This window comes from Thalassolituus sp. UBA2590 (genome assembly GCF_002339775.1).
Taxonomy (GTDB): Bacteria; Pseudomonadota; Gammaproteobacteria; order Pseudomonadales; family Oceanobacteraceae; genus Thalassolituus.
In genome coordinates this window covers 1-18,687 of sequence record NZ_DDKU01000014.1, presented here as the reverse complement: position 1 = coordinate 18,687, position 18,687 = coordinate 1, and the positions used below count along the sequence as shown (strand labels likewise).

Annotated in this window: 15 protein-coding genes and 1 riboswitch; of the genes, 8 read left to right on the top strand and 7 right to left on the bottom strand. The window is 52.8% G+C overall.

Annotated elements, in window-relative coordinates; genetic code table 11:
* Positions 1-1,806: two-component system sensor histidine kinase NtrB (locus B2067_RS01150; RefSeq protein ID WP_301387220.1), on the top strand; the 1,806-nt coding region annotated here is incomplete at its 5' end.
* A 40-nt stretch (positions 1,807-1,846) separates the two neighbouring features.
* Positions 1,847-2,068, top strand: a riboswitch (cobalamin riboswitch).
* 100 nt (positions 2,069-2,168) lie between these two features.
* Positions 2,169-3,974 carry a TonB-dependent receptor domain-containing protein gene (locus B2067_RS01145; RefSeq protein ID WP_301387219.1) on the top strand — a complete coding sequence of 602 codons (1,806 nt, stop codon included), beginning with the start codon at positions 2,169-2,171 and terminating at the stop codon, positions 3,972-3,974.
* 132 nt (positions 3,975-4,106) lie between these two features.
* Here B2067_RS01145 and grxD read toward each other — a convergent pair whose 3' ends face one another.
* Positions 4,107-4,427, bottom strand: a complete 321-nt coding sequence (grxD, locus tag B2067_RS01140) for a Grx4 family monothiol glutaredoxin (protein ID WP_068435309.1) — start codon at positions 4,425-4,427, stop codon at positions 4,107-4,109.
* A 106-nt stretch (positions 4,428-4,533) separates the two neighbouring features.
* Positions 4,534-6,471, bottom strand: a complete 1,938-nt coding sequence (locus tag B2067_RS01135; protein WP_301378026.1) for a transglycosylase SLT domain-containing protein — start codon at positions 6,469-6,471, stop codon at positions 4,534-4,536.
* Between the two features lie 217 nt (positions 6,472-6,688).
* Here B2067_RS01135 and B2067_RS01130 point away from each other — a divergent pair, with 217 nt between their 5' ends.
* From B2067_RS01130 to B2067_RS01120, 3 genes are all read left to right on the top strand, one after another.
* On the top strand, positions 6,689-7,969 hold the full coding sequence (locus B2067_RS01130; RefSeq protein ID WP_301387218.1) for an NADH:flavin oxidoreductase/NADH oxidase family protein: 1,281 nt from the start codon (positions 6,689-6,691) through the stop codon (positions 7,967-7,969).
* A 15-nt stretch (positions 7,970-7,984) separates the two neighbouring features.
* Positions 7,985-8,488 carry a hypothetical protein gene (locus tag B2067_RS01125; RefSeq protein ID WP_301387217.1) on the top strand — a complete coding sequence of 168 codons (504 nt, stop codon included), beginning with the start codon at positions 7,985-7,987 and terminating at the stop codon, positions 8,486-8,488.
* Positions 8,489-8,588: 100 nt separating this feature from the next.
* Positions 8,589-9,095: a hypothetical protein gene (locus B2067_RS01120; RefSeq protein ID WP_301387216.1), complete on the top strand. Its 507-nt coding sequence runs from the start codon at positions 8,589-8,591 to the stop codon at positions 9,093-9,095.
* On the opposite strand, the gene B2067_RS01115 is transcribed toward B2067_RS01120, so the two are convergent.
* The 5 genes from B2067_RS01115 to B2067_RS01095 all read right to left on the bottom strand — a co-directional run bounded on the left by B2067_RS01115 (position 9,092) and on the right by B2067_RS01095 (position 16,795).
* Positions 9,092-12,721 (bottom strand): hydantoinase B/oxoprolinase family protein, encoded by a 3,630-nt coding sequence (locus tag B2067_RS01115; protein ID WP_301387215.1) that lies wholly within the window; start codon positions 12,719-12,721, stop codon positions 9,092-9,094. The genes B2067_RS01120 and B2067_RS01115 overlap by 4 nt on opposite strands.
* 45 nt (positions 12,722-12,766) lie before the next feature.
* Entirely contained in the window at positions 12,767-13,441 is a 675-nt protein-coding gene (locus tag B2067_RS01110) for a c-type cytochrome (RefSeq protein ID WP_084188776.1), read from the bottom strand.
* Positions 13,442-13,583: 142 nt separating this feature from the next.
* Complete coding sequence (locus tag B2067_RS01105) at positions 13,584-14,012, bottom strand: copper chaperone PCu(A)C (protein ID WP_068443947.1); 429 nt, start codon at positions 14,010-14,012, stop codon at positions 13,584-13,586.
* Positions 14,013-14,133: 121 nt separating this feature from the next.
* Positions 14,134-16,113: an EAL domain-containing protein gene (locus tag B2067_RS01100; protein WP_076515151.1), complete on the bottom strand. Its 1,980-nt coding sequence runs from the start codon at positions 16,111-16,113 to the stop codon at positions 14,134-14,136.
* A 4-nt stretch (positions 16,114-16,117) separates the two neighbouring features.
* A complete protein-coding gene (locus B2067_RS01095; protein WP_068442666.1) occupies positions 16,118-16,795 on the bottom strand; it encodes a transglutaminase-like cysteine peptidase in 678 nt (225 codons plus the stop codon).
* A gap of 181 nt (positions 16,796-16,976) precedes the next feature.
* Between B2067_RS01095 and aroQ the strand changes: the two genes are divergently transcribed.
* The 3 genes from aroQ to B2067_RS01080 form a co-directional block, all read left to right on the top strand.
* Positions 16,977-17,417: a type II 3-dehydroquinate dehydratase gene (aroQ, locus tag B2067_RS01090; RefSeq protein ID WP_068443942.1), complete on the top strand. Its 441-nt coding sequence runs from the start codon at positions 16,977-16,979 to the stop codon at positions 17,415-17,417.
* A gap of 2 nt (positions 17,418-17,419) precedes the next feature.
* Complete coding sequence (gene prmA / locus B2067_RS01085; protein WP_301378022.1) at positions 17,420-18,310, top strand: 50S ribosomal protein L11 methyltransferase; 891 nt, start codon at positions 17,420-17,422, stop codon at positions 18,308-18,310.
* Between the two features lie 2 nt (positions 18,311-18,312).
* A partial coding sequence (locus B2067_RS01080; protein WP_301387214.1) for an MJ0042-type zinc finger domain-containing protein occupies positions 18,313-18,687 on the top strand: 375 nt, incomplete at its 3' end.

Below are 18,687 nucleotides of genomic sequence, written 5' to 3'. Positions count from 1 at the left end.
GTGGGGCATATCATTGAACCCCAAATGGCTGCCTCTCCCGGTAAGCTGCAAGCCGTACAGACCACCCTGTATCACATGGCGCAGCACTATCAGATTCAGGAAGCTGGACTTTATAACGAGCGCGGAGAACGTCTGGCGCACAGTCACTCAGGCGAAGGCCCCACGCTTCTGGCGCCCAATCTGTATACTCAACCTCTCCCTGAAGACTATTTTAACTACCACTTTGCCATTCTCGGAGACGAGTTCGATTTATTCATCAGGAACGATGTTTCCTTGCCAGGCTTCTTTTACATGGACACCCTGAGCACCAGCCTGGTTACCGTTACCTTATCAGCGATGCTCGTATTTATGTTGTACCTGATAACCCGGCAATGGCAGCAGACCCCCTACATGCATTTGCTTGAAGACATCCGGGAAGCCAACACCCGCGACGACGATGGTCGCATTACCCTGAAACTCAGAGACCCTGATCTTCACCCTCTGATCGAGGCGTTGAACGATCTTTTCTGGCGCCGCAATCAACGCACTCAGCATCTGAAAACAGCTCATCAGCAAGCAGAACATGCCCGTTTACGCGCAACACGATTATCGACGGAAACCCGCCAGATGAACGAAAACCTGGCGAAAGAGGTCTCCGTCCGCCGAAGTATTGAAGTGCAGCTGAAAAACACTCAGACACTGCTCGACGGTATCCTGAACGCCATGCCAACCGCCCTGTTCGCGCTTGATTCCCGTAATCGTATCGTTCAGTGTAATGAGCAGGCTGGTGACTGGTTGAACATGGAGTATTCACAACTCAACGGCCTGCCTCTGGCGCAACTGATACCAGAACTTGGCAAACTGAACCTGATGCCGGCCACTCCCGGCGAAACACCTCACATGGTGAAATCTGAACGCGTCAAAATACGCTTTGCAGAAAAAGTTCTGGTCACAGACGTACTCGCTTATCCTCTGCATAGCGGGCAGCAGGCACGGTTGGTAATACGTATCGACGATGTGTCTCAACGCCAGCGTATGGAAGAAGTCATGGTACAGACCGAAAAAATGATGACGGTCGGTGGGTTGGCTGCCGGCATGGCCCACGAAATTAATAATCCGCTTGGGGCCATTCTGCAAAACCTGCAGAATACACGACGTCGCTTAGATCCGAGCCTGGCTGCGAACCAGCGCCTTGCTGACGAACTCGGGTTAAGTATGGAGCTTCTGAATCAGTACCTAACAGGAAGAGGCATTGATCAGTTCTTTGACCATATTCAGAACGCTGGTGAACGCGCGGCACGTATTGTTGCCAATATGCTGCAATTTTCCCGTAACGATCACCTCCAGAAACGCGACATCGGCATCACTGAACTCATTAATACCACACTGAATATCGCCCACAACGACCTGTCGCTGAAACATATCGATCTCGACATCGACAAAGCTGCCGGCGATGCTCAGATACACTGCGTCCCCAGTGAAATAGAACAGGTACTACTCAACTTACTGCGCAATGCACAGCAGGCACTGGAAGAATATAATGGTGGTGAGGGCTGGCACCCTAAAGTTCGAATCAGAGCCAGTCGCCAGAACAACATGACCTGCCTCGAAATTGAGGACAACGGCCCCGGCATTCCGTCTGATGTCGCACCGCATATTTTCGAACCCTTCTATACAACCAAAGAAGTCGGAGACGGCACAGGACTTGGGTTGTCGGTATCGTATTTTATCGTTACATCACACCATCAGGGGCGCCTCCGTTATCAGCGCAGTTCGCTTGGCGGAGCCTGCTTTGTGTTGTGCCTTCCCGCCGAAGAAAACGGATGACCAACCTGCCCTCAACTTGACCAAACCGGTCACCACGAGTACTCTGCCTCGCAATTCAGGTGCCTCTGTCCACCAGACAGAAGTTAAACGGGAAGACTGGTGAGTTTCACAACAAACCCAGCGCTGCCCCCGCAACGGTGATCGACCAGGTATTGATACAACGCCACTGTGCATAGCATGGGAAGGCATCAATGCCGGAAATCCTTTGAACTTCAGGGTTTCAGTCGTCAGCCCGGATACCGGCCTGAATCCGAACCAACAGTATTGCGGTGGGCGATACAGGTGCTAAGTGAGCTCCAGGGCTCTCCTTCGCCTATTCTTTCCCGCCGACTGGTTGCCCATTAAAACCATTCGGAATCATGATGAAAAAATCACTCCTTACTGCGGCCGTACTTATGACCGCCACAGTGTCATACGCAGAAAACACCCTGGACGATGTCGTCACTGTCGCTAACCGCATTGCAGCACCTTCCATCAATAGTGCACAAATCGTTGTAGTGGATCGTGACGATATAGAGACGTCAGGTGCCAACAACCTGTACTCTTTACTGGCGAGCAAAGCTGGCTTCCAGTTTTCAAAAACAGGAGGAGTACCTCACTCTTCGAACCTCTATATCAATGGTCTCGATGGCAAGCAGGTACTATTTCTGGTGAATGGGCAGCGTGTCGGAAGTGCCACTTCCGGTACCACAGAAGTCCAGTTAATTGCGCTGGAGCAGATCGAACGTATCGAAATTATTAAAGGCAGCCGCAGTGCTATATATGGTGCGGATGCGCAAGCCGGTGTCGTCAATATCATCACACGTCTCGATACCTCACTGAACGAAGTGGCTGCAACAGTTGGCACCAACCAGACGAAAGCTGTCTCACTGCGTACACGTCACCAGTTTGGCGATGTCGACACCTACCTGAATTTAAACCATGATCGTTCAGCTGGTTACGACATTAATAACGACACAGAGAATGATCGCGATGGCTACGAGCGTAACGGTCTGAATGCCGGTGTCGGTTATGCAATCTCGGAACAGCAGAGCGTAAATTTTGATGCTCAGGTGAACCGCGGATCTTACGACTACGACAACAGCTTTGGCGGTACTGACGAAGCCGACTTCGATAATCGCGCTATGAACCTCGGCTACACATTGAATACTGACGGCCTGCTGCTGAATGCCAGAGCCGGTCGAGGCTACGATCGTAGCTGGAACTACGGTAACGGTGTTACTCGCAGCGGCGATGCTCAGTTGTTTGGTAGCCGCAAAGATGTTGCAGAAATCACGGCCCTTATTGGTCTGACTGAACATGTCAGCCTGCTGGCTGCTGCTGATACTCGCTTGGTTAAACTACTCACGCGTCCTGTTGAGTACGACACAGACAACGAGCGCAACCATGGCGGATTACTTGGAGTTCGTTACAGCAGCGATAGCTTGGCCGCTGAAATTGGCGCTCGCATCGACGACAACAGCAACTACGGCCGCTTCCGCTCGTTTAACACCTCTGTTGCCTTCTATCTGACCGACAACCAGGAACTGGCTTTCGGACAGGCTACAGCCTTCCGCGCTCCTACGTTTAACGACCTCTACTATCCAGCAAGCGACTTCGGCGATTACTCAAACGAAGATCTGAAGGCGGAAACATCACGCATCTGGTCGGTCGATTACACAGCCGCATACGATAATTTTGCAGCTGGCGGTTCTGTCACAGTGAGTGGTCAGCGCAGCCTGTTTAACAATCAGATCGTATCAAACAGTGCGTTTTATCCAGTTAACCTAGGTGAAAGCTACGTTAATTTTGCGAGCGTAACCTGGGCTCAGAACTGGGATGACGCGTGGAACAGTGAGCTGATTCAAGAGTGGACCGAAGCTCGGAATCAAGACACTGGAAATCTGATTGAGCGTCGTCCAATTCGTGCAACCAAGCTCAATGTACGTTGGACTTCGGGCAAGCTATCGAGTGCACTTGAGAGCCAGTACCGAGGCCAGGCACCATCGAGATCCGGCGGCTATATCGCTCCGTTCGTTCTGCTCAACCTCAGTGCAACCTGGGAGGCTTTCCAGGACTTCAGTTTGACTGCTCGCATCGAGAACCTGACCGATCGAGAGTACGAAACTGTACCTGGTTATGAAGCACAGGGACGCTATGCTCAGCTCACTGGACGCTATAGTTTCTGATCCAATGAGCGCCCGGGCAGTCCGCCCGGGTATTTAGTTTAGATTTGGATTCCAGAAACAAAAAAGCCCGCATCAAGCGGGCTTATTTGCGTTACGTATACCGGATCAAATATCCGGCTCTGTAAGCGGTGTTTACTCAGCTGGTGCTGCTTCTTCAAGCAGAGTCTTCAGCTCACCTTTTTCGTACATTTCAGTGACGATATCACAACCACCGATCAGCTCACCTTTTACCCACAGCTGCGGGAAGGTCGGCCAGTTGCCGTACTTAGGCAGATTCGCACGAATGTCCTGGTTAGACAGCACATCAACGTACGCAAACTTCTGACCGCAATCCATAACCGCTTGTACTGTACGGGCAGAGAAGCCACACAGTGGCTGGTTCGGTGAACCTTTCATGTACAGAAGGATGTCGTTGTTTTCGATCTGATCTTTAATGACCTGCATGATATCCATAGCGTCTGTCTCTCACTGTTCGTATTAACTGAAACTGGCGGCAGTCTACCATAATCCCGACCATGATGCTCAGGTATGAAGTTGCCAGCGCAGATCAGGCACCAGATCAGTTGCGGGCTGGGATGGAGGTCTCAGCCTGAGACAACTGCTGTGCAAACACACGCTCGTCAGGATCAAGGACCGCCGTTACTTCTTTGCCTTTCAGACTGCTGAAAATAACGCGGTATGCAAGTACGGCTTTGACGTAGTCACGGGTCTCACGATACGGGATGCTTTCAATAAACTGGTCGTAAGCCACCGGCGCGTCTTTCAGCCAGCGATCGACCTTGTGTGGGCCAGCATTGTAGCCGGCCAGAGCTGCAATCAGGTTCCCCTGATAACGCTCCAGTAGAGAGCGAACATAGTAACTGCCCAGCGGGATGTTGGTGCGATAGTCCATCAGGTCTTCATTGACGTCATGTAAAACCAGATTCTTCTCTCTGGCTACCTGCTTCGCGGTCGCCGGCATGATCTGCATCAGACCGCGCGCACCAACAGGAGAGCGGGCATGAGGGTTGAAGGCGCTCTCTCGCCGGGCGATTGACATCAACAAGGAAGGGTCGAGGTCATACTCTTCTGCCCAACGGCTGAACTCATCCTGATACGCCAGCGGGAAGCGATGCTCCAGCAAGTTCCAGTGGCGTCCTGAAATCGTCGCCTGCACTGCCAATGCTGGCCAGCCATTCTGCTTCGCCAGCTCGGCATACACAGGCGTATCAGAAGGATGACGCAGCAGAGTGAAATTCCATTCATCGGCCGCCAGCCCTTCTTCACCGATAGCCCAGAGAGCACGAATACGGGCAATAGCTGGTGAATCAGCAACGGCTTCGAGCTGCCCTTCCTGCAGACTGGTCTTTGTCTGTTTCAGCTCATAAGGCAGAGCGAGTTTTTCTGCTGCAAGAAAGCCATAAAATTCGCGGGCCGAGGCGGCTTTCGTGTAGGCGTGATGAGCAGCTTCAGATTGCCCAAGCGCTTCCAGTGCGCGACCACGCCAGTACATGTGGTATCCAGATTCTCTTTCACTGCCCTGCACTTTATCAGTCCAGGCCAGCACGGCGTCCCAGTCAGACTGGGCGATCGCTTCACGAAGTACGGGGCCAATAAGGTTGCCATCGCCCAGGTCGGACAGGAGCTGGTCGACGATATCAGGACGCTCCTCCGCATCGAACTTGTAACTGCGGGCAGCTAACATATTCCCGAGGCGCGCGAGCTGCGCTTCACTCAGCACTCCCGCTTCGGACAGTTGCGGATAAAGCTCGGCAACGTCCGCGGGTTTGCGACGCACCAGATAAGCAAGCACTGCGTATCCCATATCACTGCGCTCTACGCCGTCAGGAAAGGTTTTATCCAGCGTCAGGAGCCTCTCTGGTGACGAACGCAACTGGCGAAAAGTACTTGAGGCAACCTTCCATTCTGCTGGCAACTTACGCAGCAGGTAATCAGATAAGCTTCGGTTACCAGCCTGCAGTGCCAGAACAGCGCGCTGCCAGATCGCCTGCTCATTAATTTCGCCACGGCTCAGCATGGCTTTGAACAGGTCATCGCATTGCTCAGGGCGCGAGCTTCCGCTAAGCCACAACTGACGACCGCCATCGAAAGCTGCCGCCTGATCTTTAATCAGTTTCGCCCGGTAATAAATGCAGCGCCCCGGGGCATCAGCCGGTGCGTATTCATTCAGAGAAAGAACTTCGTCCCATTTACGGGCAGCACCGTAGGTCAGTGTTGCATGGCGTACAATCCAGCGTGAAAGAGGCGAATCCGCATTTTCAGTAGCGTAGGCTCTGACATCCGCAGCAGATACATCAGGCAGGTTACGCTTGATACGATGGTATTCAATATAAGGGGCGAGCACATGATCCGATGCGTTCTCAGAAACCTTATTCCACTGCCCCTGACGAGCAGCTTCCAGAGACGTTCTGAACTCCGCATCCGATAACGCAGACGCAGTGATACTGAGTAGCCCCAGAAACAGGCCAGTGACAACTTGCAGATACGTTTTACTCATCGGCTTCGCAAAGACCCCGAAAAGAGATTGTCTGTACAGGTTAGTTCTTATATTCCAGAAAGACACAATACCAATGGTAATCTGGCACAACCCGCACCGCTGGTTACTTTCTGTTACTGACACTACCGGAGTTTGGCTCAAAATAACACCAATTTACAGTTCTCTTCACCGTATAGTGCAGGCTGTTTCTCAACTTGGTCATTCACAGGAGCCAACCATGAACGCCAGCCAGACCCTCGGACAGCCACTTACGCTTCCAAACGGCAGTGTTGTACCGAATCGTTTCGCGAAATCTGCTTTAAGTGAAACTCTGGGTAGCGTCGACCTGCGTGTGACCAAAGCACTACCGAAACTCTACCAGCGCTGGGCCGAAGGTGGTACCGGCCTGAGCTTTACCGGCAACGTTATGATCGACCGTCGTCACCTGGGTGAGCCTAACAATGTCGTTCTGGAAGACGATCGCGATATGGATATGCTCAAAGCATGGGCAGCGGCGGCGAAGTCTCAGGGTGGACTTGTCTGGATGCAGCTCAACCATCCAGGGAAGCAGACACCGAAGATGCTTAATAAAGATCCGATGTCACCGAGTGCCATTCCATTTCGCAAAGAGATGCAGGCCTTCTTCGGTACGCCGCGAGCGATGACCGAAGACGACATTCAGGATTGCATCAAGCGCTTCGCTAATGCCGCTGCACTAGCCAAACAAGCCGGGTTCGACGGCGTTCAGATTCACGGCGCACATGGTTACCTGGTCAGCCAGTTTCTGTCCCCTCACCATAACCAACGTGAAGACCACTGGGGCGGCTCGATAGAAAACCGTATGCGCTTTGTTGTCGAAGTCTACAAAGCGATGCGTGATGCGACAGGAAAAGATTTCAGCATCGGCATTAAAATGAACTCCGCAGACTTTCAACGTGGTGGCTTTGATGAGAATGATGCAGCGACCGTTGCAACCACCCTCGCTGGACTGGGTATTGATCTGATTGAAATTTCAGGCGGCACTTACGAAACACCCGCGATGGCTCAGGGCAGCGAGCATCACAACAAAAAGCTGGGTAAAGACGAGCCAGTCAAAGAATCTACTAAGCTGCGCGAAGCCTACTTCCTTGAGTTCGCCGAAATGCTGCGCAATAAAGTGGATGTTCCTCTGATGGTCACCGGAGGATTTCGCACATCAGAAGGCATGGCTGCTGCCGTAGAATCTGGCGCATGCGATCTCGTTGGCCTCGGACGCCCACTGTGCGTTGAGCCCGATCTGGTAAAACGTATTCTGAGCGGTGAAGATTTCACCAGCGTGGTGCGTCCTATCAAAACCGGTGTCAAAATGATCGACAAAATGGCTCTGATGGAAGTCTCCTGGTACGAACGCCAGTTGCATCGCATGGGCAAAGGAAAAGCACCACGTCGTCAGGATCAGGGCTTCTGGTCATTGGTCGACGTGCTCTGGCTGATGACCTACCGTGGCCTGTTTAACCGCGTTGGTCGTCTACGGGCCTGATACAGGAATATACCGATGAAAGTACTGCTCAACCGCTTAAAAGCCGCTTACGTTTCTATCTATATGACCGTTGCTTCTGTGATCGCGGCCTATGCGGCCTGGCAGCTGCTGCAAGGTCATGATGTTCTGACGTGGGCTGGCGTGCTCTTATCGGCCGCACCCATGGCACTGGTTATCGGATTTTTAATGGTCAAACCTGTGATGGCTCGCACCAATGCAGATCTGCCCGAGGCCCATGTGCCGATTGCCGCTGGCGTCGCTCTGACTGCGTGGGGCTCATCAGGCGACAGCTGGCTTCCACTGAGCCTAGCCCTGATCAGCTACGTAGGTTTTCTTTTATACGTCTACTGGTACTCCCGCTACGGCCGCCTGAAGAGCGAGTCGCTCACGGTGGGCAAGCCTCTGCCAGCATTCACGCTCACCGACAAACAAGGAACTGTTGTCTGGACCCATGAAACAGATAACTATCGTGTACGCCCCGAACCAGAGACCTTTCTCGAGGTTATCCGGGCGATTTAACCTCGCCCGAACGCCGTAGCGTTTTACAACGTCGTGCTCTCTACTGCCAGGTTAATTACTGTATAGTGGGGAGCCTGTTTCAAGTCGCTATGGATTCGCTATGCCACGCCAGGTTGTGACCACCGCTCTACTTATCACTGCTCTACTCAGCGCGCTTCTTTCGGGCTGTGTCACCGTTTCTCCTGAACGCAAAAACGAGGTGGCCGAAAAGCTTGGCTGGGTAACTGGCAGCTGCCTCGCCATCCACAACGAAAATCTGAAAATAGGCGATGAGTTCACTCTGCACCAGGTCTCTGATGAGGAACATAGCCGCTCGATAACCGTTATTTCAAGAGCCACCTCGTCCGAGCAGTGTAAGCCTCTGCAAAAAGACCGCCGCTTCGTAAACCAACTTACCGATGCTACTTTTTACTACGTGAACGCAGAAGAGCTCCCTGAGCTGGCAGTCGCCAGCATCAAAGGGTATTCCACACGTGGCATTAAATTCCGCGCCTGTTACAGCAATCAGGCTGTGCAGTTTTTTGCGTTCAAAGGCGAAAAACAGATTTGGCAAGGCTACTACTTCGTCGCCGCCCAAGTGCCGGAAACCTGCCGCGGGTCACGTTAAGAACTGCTTTGGCTATTCCAACCACCACCACCCGGTGTATGGATGCAAAAGGTATCGCCCGCCGCTACGTCCATCGCGGCGCAACCTTCCAGCCAGTCTATCTGGCCAGTATGACGTAGTACGAAGTTGAGACCGGTTTTGCCTTCACCAGCACCATTCAATGCAAACGTAGGCACCGAACGATGGCCACTGATGATGTTGGCGGTCATGGGTTCAAGGAAGCGAATATGACGCTCAACGCCATTTCCACCAGCATGATCTCCGCGGCCGCCACTTAGCTGGCGAACATGAAAGACGTCGAGTACAACGGGGTAGCGCTGCTCCAGAATTTCAGGGTCTGTAAGGCGGGAGTTGGTCATGTGCGTATGCACTGCATTTGCCCCCGCCCCGTCTTCTGTTGCTCCCGCTCCACCGCACAGTGTTTCGTAATATTGATAGCGCTCATTACCGAACGTAAAATTATTATTGGTTCCCTGCCCGCCAGCCATCAAACCAAGCGCCCCCATTAAACAATCCACCAGGTATTGAGCTGTCTCGACATTGCCTGATACCACAGCAGCCGGATATTCCGGCGCAATAATCGACGCGTCAGGTACTCTGATTTCCAATGGTCGGAAAAACCCTGCATTCAGAGGCATCTGCTTATTAACGAGTACGCGGAAACTGTAGAGAACAGCCGCCTTAACCACCGACGTCGGTGCATTAAAGTTGCCAGGGTGCATTGGCTGGCCTTTGCGATATCCGGTGCCTTTAAAATCAATCAATGCGGTGCGATTTTTATTATCAACATCGACCGAGACTTTAAAGCGCGTCCCATCGTCCATGTCATAGCTGAAACTTCCCGATGGCAAATCAGCCAGGCAATCCCGCAATGTCTGTTCAGCGTTGTCCTGCACATAGATCATGTAGGAATGAACCATCGCTGCTCCATACTGCTGACAAAGTCGCTTCAGTTCTTCTGCGCCTTTTTCACAGGCCGCCAGCTGAGCCATCAGATCGGCAATATTCTGATCCGGGTTACGGGCTGGATATTTTGCAGATAAAAGTACTTCACGAAGTGCAGACTCCTGGAATACTCCGCTTCGCATAAGCACCAGGTTATCTAACAGTACACCTTCCTCTTCGATATGCTGACTGTAAGCGGGCATAGAGCCCGGTGTAATGCCTCCAATATCAGCATGGTGACCGCGTGCCGCGACGAAAAAGTCAGCGCATTCACCCTGGTCAATAAATACGGGTTTCACCACAGTCACGTCCGGCAAGTGAGTACCACCGTTGTATGGGGTATTTAATACGAAGGCATCACCCGGCTGCATATCTTTATGCTCACGCATCACGACATGAATACTTTCACTCATGGAACCCAAATGAACGGGAATATGTGGTGCATTGGCCACCAGCTCGCCCTGACGATCAAAGACAGCGCACGAAAAATCGAGACGCTCTTTAATGTTCACGCTGCTGGCTGTTTTTTCGAGGACAAAACCCATTTGTTCAGCGACTGACATAAACAGGTGATTAAATATCTCAAGCGTCACTGGGTCGTAGTTTGCTGCAGTTTTCTTAATTTCAGGCGCGTTAATCGCCTCTTCCTGAACTGCTTTTTCGTTGATTCGTTTTTCAAGAACAAGCGCGCCGCTTGCCAGTACTTCGAGCTGCCAGCCTGGCTCAATAAAGTGTGTTGAGTTCTGATCAGTCAGCAGTAGTGGGCCCTTCCCGATAAAGCCCACAGGCAAATCAGAGCGGTCGTAAACATCCACCTGACGCCAACGCCCCTGAACATATAACTGAATCGCTGAGCGTGTTTTCACATCGTCAGCAGATACGTCAGGTAAGCTAGCTTCAGGCAGTGTCTCGCCGCTTACAGTGACCTCTACTTGCAGCGCATCAAGTAGTAGCGCTTTTTCTGGATATATGAACCCAAACAATTGTTTGTGCTGTATTTCAAACGCCTTTTTAGCCTCCACCGCATTTTGCCAATCGACCAGCAGTGGCGTATCCGAGCCTTCGTATCTCAGGTAAACACGAACCGTGTAGTCCCCGTCCAACGGGCTCGTAGCCAAAAGTTTTTTTACGCGAACATTAAGCTCGGCTTCAGCGATAGACAATTCTTTCTCAACCGCCTCTTCACCCAGCCAGCGCTGATCGGCGATGCCAATACCGTAGGCCGATAGAACCCCGGCCATCGGGTGCAGGTAGACCTTACTGACTCCGAGTGCCGCGGCCACAGAACACGCATGCTGACCACCTGCTCCGCCAAACGCACTAAGGACGTAATTCTGTACGTCATAACCACGCTGCACTGAGATTTTCTTTACCGCCCCCGCCATATTCTCTACAGCGATACTGAGGAACCCTTCGGCGAGCTGTTCTGGTGTCCAGGGTTGCCCTGTTGCTCTCTCAACCTGCTGCGCCAGTTCAGAGAACTTTTCCTGTACTGTATTCAGATCCAGCGGCTGGTTCTGCTGAGGGCCAAACACGGACGGAAAGAACTCTGAGTTAACCCGGCCAAGCAACAGATTGCAGTCAGTAACAGTTAATGGGCCGCCGTTGCGGTAACAAGCTGGGCCCGGGTAGGCACCGGCAGACTCGGGGCCGACCTGCAGTCGACCATCGGCAAAGCGAACGACGGATCCCCCACCGGCCGCGACCGTATGAATATTCATCATAGGGACGCGTAAACGTACACCGTTCACAACGGTTTCGGTTTCCCGCTCAAGTGTCCCAGCGTAGTGGCTGACATCGGTGGACGTCCCGCCCATATCAAACCCGACGATGCGATCAAAACCATCCGCCTCAGCGGTTCGCACCATGCCGACAACACCGCCCGCAGGCCCGGACAGAATGGCATCGCGCCCCTGAAATAATTCCGCTTTAGTAAGCCCCCCGTTAGACTGCATAAACTCCAGATCCACGGTCTGAGAAGCTGACAAAGCGTCGGCAACCTGATTGACATAGCGACGCAGAATAGGCGAAAGATAAGCATCCGCGACCGTTGTCTGACCACGCGGGACAATTTTCACCAAAGGGCTGACTTCATGACTGAGTGAGATCTGTGAGAAACCAATGTGCTGGGCTATTTCCCGTATGCGTTTCTCATGCGCTGGGTGGCGATACGCATGCATAAGAACAACGGCAACGCACCGGAAGCCTTGATCATAGGCTTCCTGAAGCTGAACCAGTGTAGCCTCTTCATCCAGCGCATAGTCCACTGTTCCATCCGCGCGAACCCGTTCAGGCACTTCATACACACGGTCGTAGAGAGGCTCAGGCAAATCAATATGGGTCGCGAAAATATCAGGGCGAGTCTGATAACCAATATCCAGCTGATCCCGGAGACCCTTACTGATCAAAAGAACCGTCGGCTCTCCTTTGCGCTCAAGCAGAGCATTGGTCGCGACAGTCGTGCCCATACGCACTGACGAAATATCGGTCGGTAAATCCGGATGGCGAGCCTGAAGACGCTGAATCCCTTCAACGGCAGCGTCTGCATAATGATCAGGATTCTCTGACAGGAGTTTATACGTCAGCACCTGCTGATCTGGCGTCAACGCGACAATATCGGTGAAGGTACCGCCCCGGTCGACCCAGAACTGCCAATGTGTCTGCTGTGAAGCTGATGCCATGATCCGCGCTGCCCCTGAAATTCTTAAACAGCGCGGATGATACCATCAGGGCATATTCGCAACCCAGCGTGCGACGGCCCTGAGATCTTCATCGCTCAGATTTCCGACGACGGCAGTCATCGGAGAGTTCTTTCTCGACTCATCACCCTGCTTGAATTTCAGCAGTGTTTTCTCAAGAAATTCATAGGGCTGACCCGCAATGCGGGGATACGTATGACTGCCGTGTCCCTTATCTCCATGACAAGCAAAGCACAGCGATTGGTATACCTGCTGGCCCTTCATGTCGGGCTCGGGCCGGTTATCACGAGGAATCACTGGCTTATCTGAAAAGTACACGGCCACCGCGACGCGCTCGTCGGCGCTCAGAATTTCTGCCAGTTTACTCATCACGTAGTTTTTACGTGTGCCTGAGGCGAATTTCTCAAACTGAGTAAAAAGATAAGCAGGGTTCTGGCTGGCGAGATTCGGCACGTAATCACGTACAGAGTTACCGTTTTTGCCATGGCAACGAAAGCAGAACTGCGCGCGCTCCTGCCCTTCTGCATTGGCCTTCTGGCGGGCCTCTGGGTCGGCAACGATGTTATCAAACCGCTGCAGCAACTCGGTCGTATGTTCCGGATCTTTTACTGCCAGCGTTTCCGCAGTCGCCGTGGCTGAAAAAGGCGCCAGCAGCAACAAAGACAGGACACAAAGGCTGAAATTGATAAAACGAATATTCATAGAGAATGACAACTCTTTCCGGCATAACGATCGTAAGCGCCGACCATACTCAAGGCCGCCAGCTTATGGCCAGCGGCAAACAATAACTAAGTGTCTATTTCTCGCTGAAAACTGATTCAGATCAGTATTTACGAAAGCTGTTTCACATCGGAGAAAATAAACGTGCTGTGTGTGCTACGCACTCTGAGTTATCGAAACAAAAGGTCATAGGCAGTTCGCTTTTCAGCGGCGTTTTCAAGCCGAATAACATCAGATGAAGACCACCTGGCTCCAGAGTTACGCTCTCGCCTGCCGGTACTTCGAGCGATTCGATCTGACGCATTTTCATAACACCGTTTTCATGCAGGTGAGTGTGGATCTCTATCGAGCTGGCCCACGGAGCAGAGACCGACACCAGCCGCTGTGCTTGATCACTGGTGTTAGTCAGTGTCATAAAGGCTGCACTCATGCTCCGACCCGGAACGGGTTCACGAACATAAGGATCGTGGACAAGTACAGACTCCGCCGTAGCGGAAAATGAAGCAACGGTGAGGAGAACAGATCCACACACACGTTTCAGACAGAATTTCATAGCAGACAGCCTTAATTGCAACCAATATCACCTTTCTGCCCGCACGGGGCAGAAGGTGCATCAGGATACGGCATTTGCTTCAGTTTTCAGAGCGGCAGATTGTCGCACAGATGACTGAAGGTCACACTGTTGGGCGCCAGCTCACGGCATCTTCCAGGCTGTCGAGAGGTCGGGTGAAGTAGTAACCACCCAGACCATCGACACCAGTCTGGCGAACTGCATTGACGTCTGGTGCCTCTTCCAGCCCTTCCGCGAGCACCAACAGATCCAGGTTATGGGCAATCTGTACCATACTCTGGATGTAGAACTTATGATCCTGAGCCAGGTGAACACCCCGGTTAAAGCTCCCATCAATACGAACATACGCCAGAGGTAAGCGCTGCAGGTACGCGAACGCCATAGTACCGGTACCGACCTGATCAATACCCACATCAACACCAAACGGCTGAAGCTTAAGTGCAAGTCGGGCTATCGCGTGTTCTGCGGAATACAGAGCAAACTCAGGTACCTCAAGCGCGATACGGCGGGCCTGCTGAGGATAACGTGCAAGAAGCTCCGCCAAAGACTGATGAAAACTCTCATCCAGCACCGAGGCAGGCGACAGGTTGATGCAGAAGCGAACCGGCTCGGCGTCTTTATCGAGGTCATCCATTGAGTGAAACACTTTCTCGATCACTACCAGGTCGAAACGCGCGGCCAGTCGATGCTGTTCAACCATCGGCCAGAAGCGGGCCGCAGATAACGTCTGCCCTTGCCAGCTGACACGACTGAAAACCTCTACCTGGAGCAGTTTCTGATCGTGGTTAGAAATAACAGGCAGGTATTGCAGCTGAATACTCTGCTCTTCGAGCACGGTATTCAACAAGGTACGCCACTCACCGGCGGTCCATTCATCAAACTCAGAATCACTACGCTGGTATAACTGATACTTAGCGGTCGGCTGACGCTGCGCCTGACGTAATGCAGCATCAGCGCGGCTGAAGGCATCCACAGGATCATCCTGATCCCCTTGCAGGAACACGGCGCCCATGTGGAAACAGAGCTCATTTCGTTGAGACAGGGCCGACACGCTCATCAGACTGAACGCCTGCTGCACAATATCGTCGGCCTGCGTACGATCGGCACAAGGCACAAACAGAGAGAAATCAGCACCAGCGCGACGGCCCAGCAGACTGTGCGGATAATCTGTTCGCCATTGCTCAAGCGACTTACCCAACAAAGCCAGAAGATCATCACCGGCCTGACGACCGGCATTCAGGTTGAATTCAGTAAAGTTCTGAATCTGCATAATGACAAGCACACCACTGTGTTCATCATCGCGTGAAAGAATGTGACCAAACTGCTGATCAAAGCCCCGACGGTTAAGCAGGCCAGTCGGCGCATCGAGGTATGACTCTTCGCGCAGGCGCTCGGTCATTTCTGCCTGTTCGGCAAAAATCGCCTGAAGCTTACGTACCATCTTATTCATGGCTTCCACGACGCGACGCAGTTCACGCGCGCGCGGTATGTTTTCCTGTACCTGAAGATCACGTTCAGATATTGCCAGCGCCTGTTTCTCTACGCGCACGAGTGACCGGAACAACAGCCGCAACAGCAGTTGCAGTGCCACCAGAGCAATCAGAAGCACCCAGGCAAACCAGATCATTTCTGCGCTGATCATGTTCCACAGGTCACGATACGCAAAGTCTGCATGACTGATCACAGTCACAGTCCCGAGGCGCTGCCAGCCACGGGTAACATCGGCTTCGGCCGGAATAAGCTCAAGCGGCACCAGTTTCTGGAACCATTCAGGCGCACCGCCGCTGCTGAAAGCCTCGCGCGCACGGCGATGAAGAGTTTCACCATCCGTCCGGGCAAAAGTGATGTCTTCGAAGAAGCCACGATCAAACAGTACGTCCATCAGGCGGGTCTGTTGCACCGAGTCTTCTGCATCAATCTGCGACATAGACAACGCCAGCGAGGTAGCCGCGTCGTACGCACGCCCGTTGAGTTGTTGCTCAAAATAATCACGCCCGTTGATCACGGTAACGACCAGGTTTCCTGCCAGCAACACGACGACCAGCAGACTGGCGAGTAGAGAGAATTGTTGTCTGAGTGTCATGAGCTTATAAGTCCATACCTAGGTTATTCATCCGGACACGCAGGTCCGTCCACAAATCGAGTTTGTTGGGGTCTCCCAACAGTATCCCCTGCCCCTTCATCTTGTCGAGCCACATTCCATTCGCATTGAAGCTGTAAACCGGATCGAGATCTGGGCGTTTACTGGCCGGGCGTATCTGATTAATCAGATTATCAAGCACCAGAGGGATCGCATCCGGGGTGGGGAAATACGTCAGCACCATGTGAGCCTGATTCAGTCGCACGGCCTTAACATAGGTAATACGCAGTTTTGAGACGTCGATTCCGATCTTGGACAGGGTGTAATATTTGGCAATGACGTAATCCTCGCAATCACCGCCATTAGTACCCAATGCCTCGTAGGGCGTCGCCCAGTAGTCGATCTTGCCCCAGTGCTTATCATCGTTATAAAAAGGTACACGCTTGTTGAAGAAGTAGTTCACCTCTTCAAGTTTTCTGTCTTCTGGGTAATTCGCTACCCGCTCCATCATACGGCGCCAGTCTTCTATTCGGCGACCAGCACTGTAGTCATATTCTTTTTCAGCACGCGCAACCAAGTCCTCAGGAACCCACTGGTTCACGTCTGCCACCAGCGTTGCTGATATCAGCAGCGAACTCCAGAAAAGCTTTCCGGACAAGGCGATTGTCAGACGTTTCAGCTTCATTAACAGTAATGCCAGACTCAGGTGAACAGTGGATGCCCAACAGACCAGAATCAGGGGCTGTATAAACTATAGACGTTCCCAGCATTTTCGCCGGCAATCGGCCGCTCAATGCCCACCCGCTGGACGCTGCGGCGCTTTTTCGGCAAACTCGCAGCAGAAACACACGCATCTGGATACAACCATGTCCCGCATACTCCTTCTGCAAGGGCCAAACCTGAACCTGCTCGGCACCCGCGAGCCACATATTTATGGCTCGACCACGCTTGCAGACATAGAGCAAACACTGGGGCCAATAGCAAAAGCCGCAGGACATGAGCTGGAACAGTTGCAGAGCAATGCCGAGCACATCCTCATCGACCGGATTCATGCTGCACGCGATGACGACACCTGCTTTATTCTCATCAATCCCGGTGCCTTCACTCATACCAGCGTGGCGATTCGCGATGCACTCGCTGGCGTTGCGATCCCCTTTATCGAAGTTCACATCTCTAATGTGCACGCGCGTGAGCCATTCCGTCAGCACTCCTATCTGTCGGACATCGCTCAGGGCGTCATCTGCGGACTGGGCGTACAGGGTTACGAGCTGGCGCTTCAGGCTGCAATCACACAGGTAAACGCTTAACCATGTCCTGGATCCAGATCCGCATTCATACTCACAGCGAGCTCGTAAGCAAAGTTGAAGACACTCTGATGGAGTGCGGTTCGCTGTCCGTTACCCTCAAAGACGACGCAGATCAGCCAATTCTTGAACCCGAACTGGGCACCACCCCCGTTTGGGATGAAACCTGTGTCATTGGCCTGTTCGAGGCCACACGAGACCCGGCTGAGCTAAGTGCAGAACTGAACACCGTGTTCTCTCTGAAAGCCAAAACTGAGCTGCCGCGCCACAAGATCGAGATCCTCGAAGACAAAGACTGGGTTCGCGAATGGATGGATAACTACCACCCAATGCAATTCGGTGAGCGGCTCTGGGTGTGTCCGAGCTGGAAAGAGCCTCCGCAGAAAGATGCAGTCAACCTGATGCTCGATCCGGGCCTGGCTTTTGGTACCGGCACCCACCCAACCACATCACTGTGTCTGAAGTTTCTGGATCGTGAAGTGGAAGGCGGAGAACTCGTTGTCGACTTTGGCTGCGGCAGCGGGATTCTTGGCATCGCAGCTCTGCTGCTGGGCGCACGCCATATGGCAGGTACCGATATTGATCCACAAGCGCTGTTAGCGACAGAAGACAACGCTAACCGCAATGGGATCAGTCGTGACCAATATGAAATATATCTGCCAGAGAATACGCCTGAACTGCAGGCCGATATTATGGTCGCAAACATATTGGCTGGTCCGCTTGAGCAATTAGCGCCAACCATTGCCGGGCTGACACGTAGTGGTGGTAAACTCGCCCTCTCAGGTCTGCTGGCAGAGCAAGCCGAAACCATCAGTCAGTGCTACGGCCAGTGGTTTGATATGAACGCACCGGAGCAAGAAGGCGACTGGGTCGTACTTACAGGGAAAAAACGCTGAAAATGATGTTGTTTACGCAGGTAACCCGTTGTCCTCATTGTCAGACCAGCTTCCGGGTTGGCGATGAGCAGCTGGAAGCAGCTAACGGCTTTGTCCGTTGTGGTTCCTGCCTGCAGGTGTTTAACGCCACCGACTACTTTGTTGGTGAGCGCGAAGGAGCACAAAACGCTGCTGAAAGCGAAGACGCTGCGACCGAAACGGTATCTGACATAGTCAGCGAAGACGCCAAAGAGACAACAACTGAAGAAAAGCCTGCCCCGCAATCGTTCGCGTTTACCTTTGCCGACGACGAGCCAGAGCCAGAGCCAGAGCCAGACGCAGAGGCAGCGTGCTTGGCAGCACACCGTGGAGGCCCAGCACGGCCGCAGGCTCTTCAT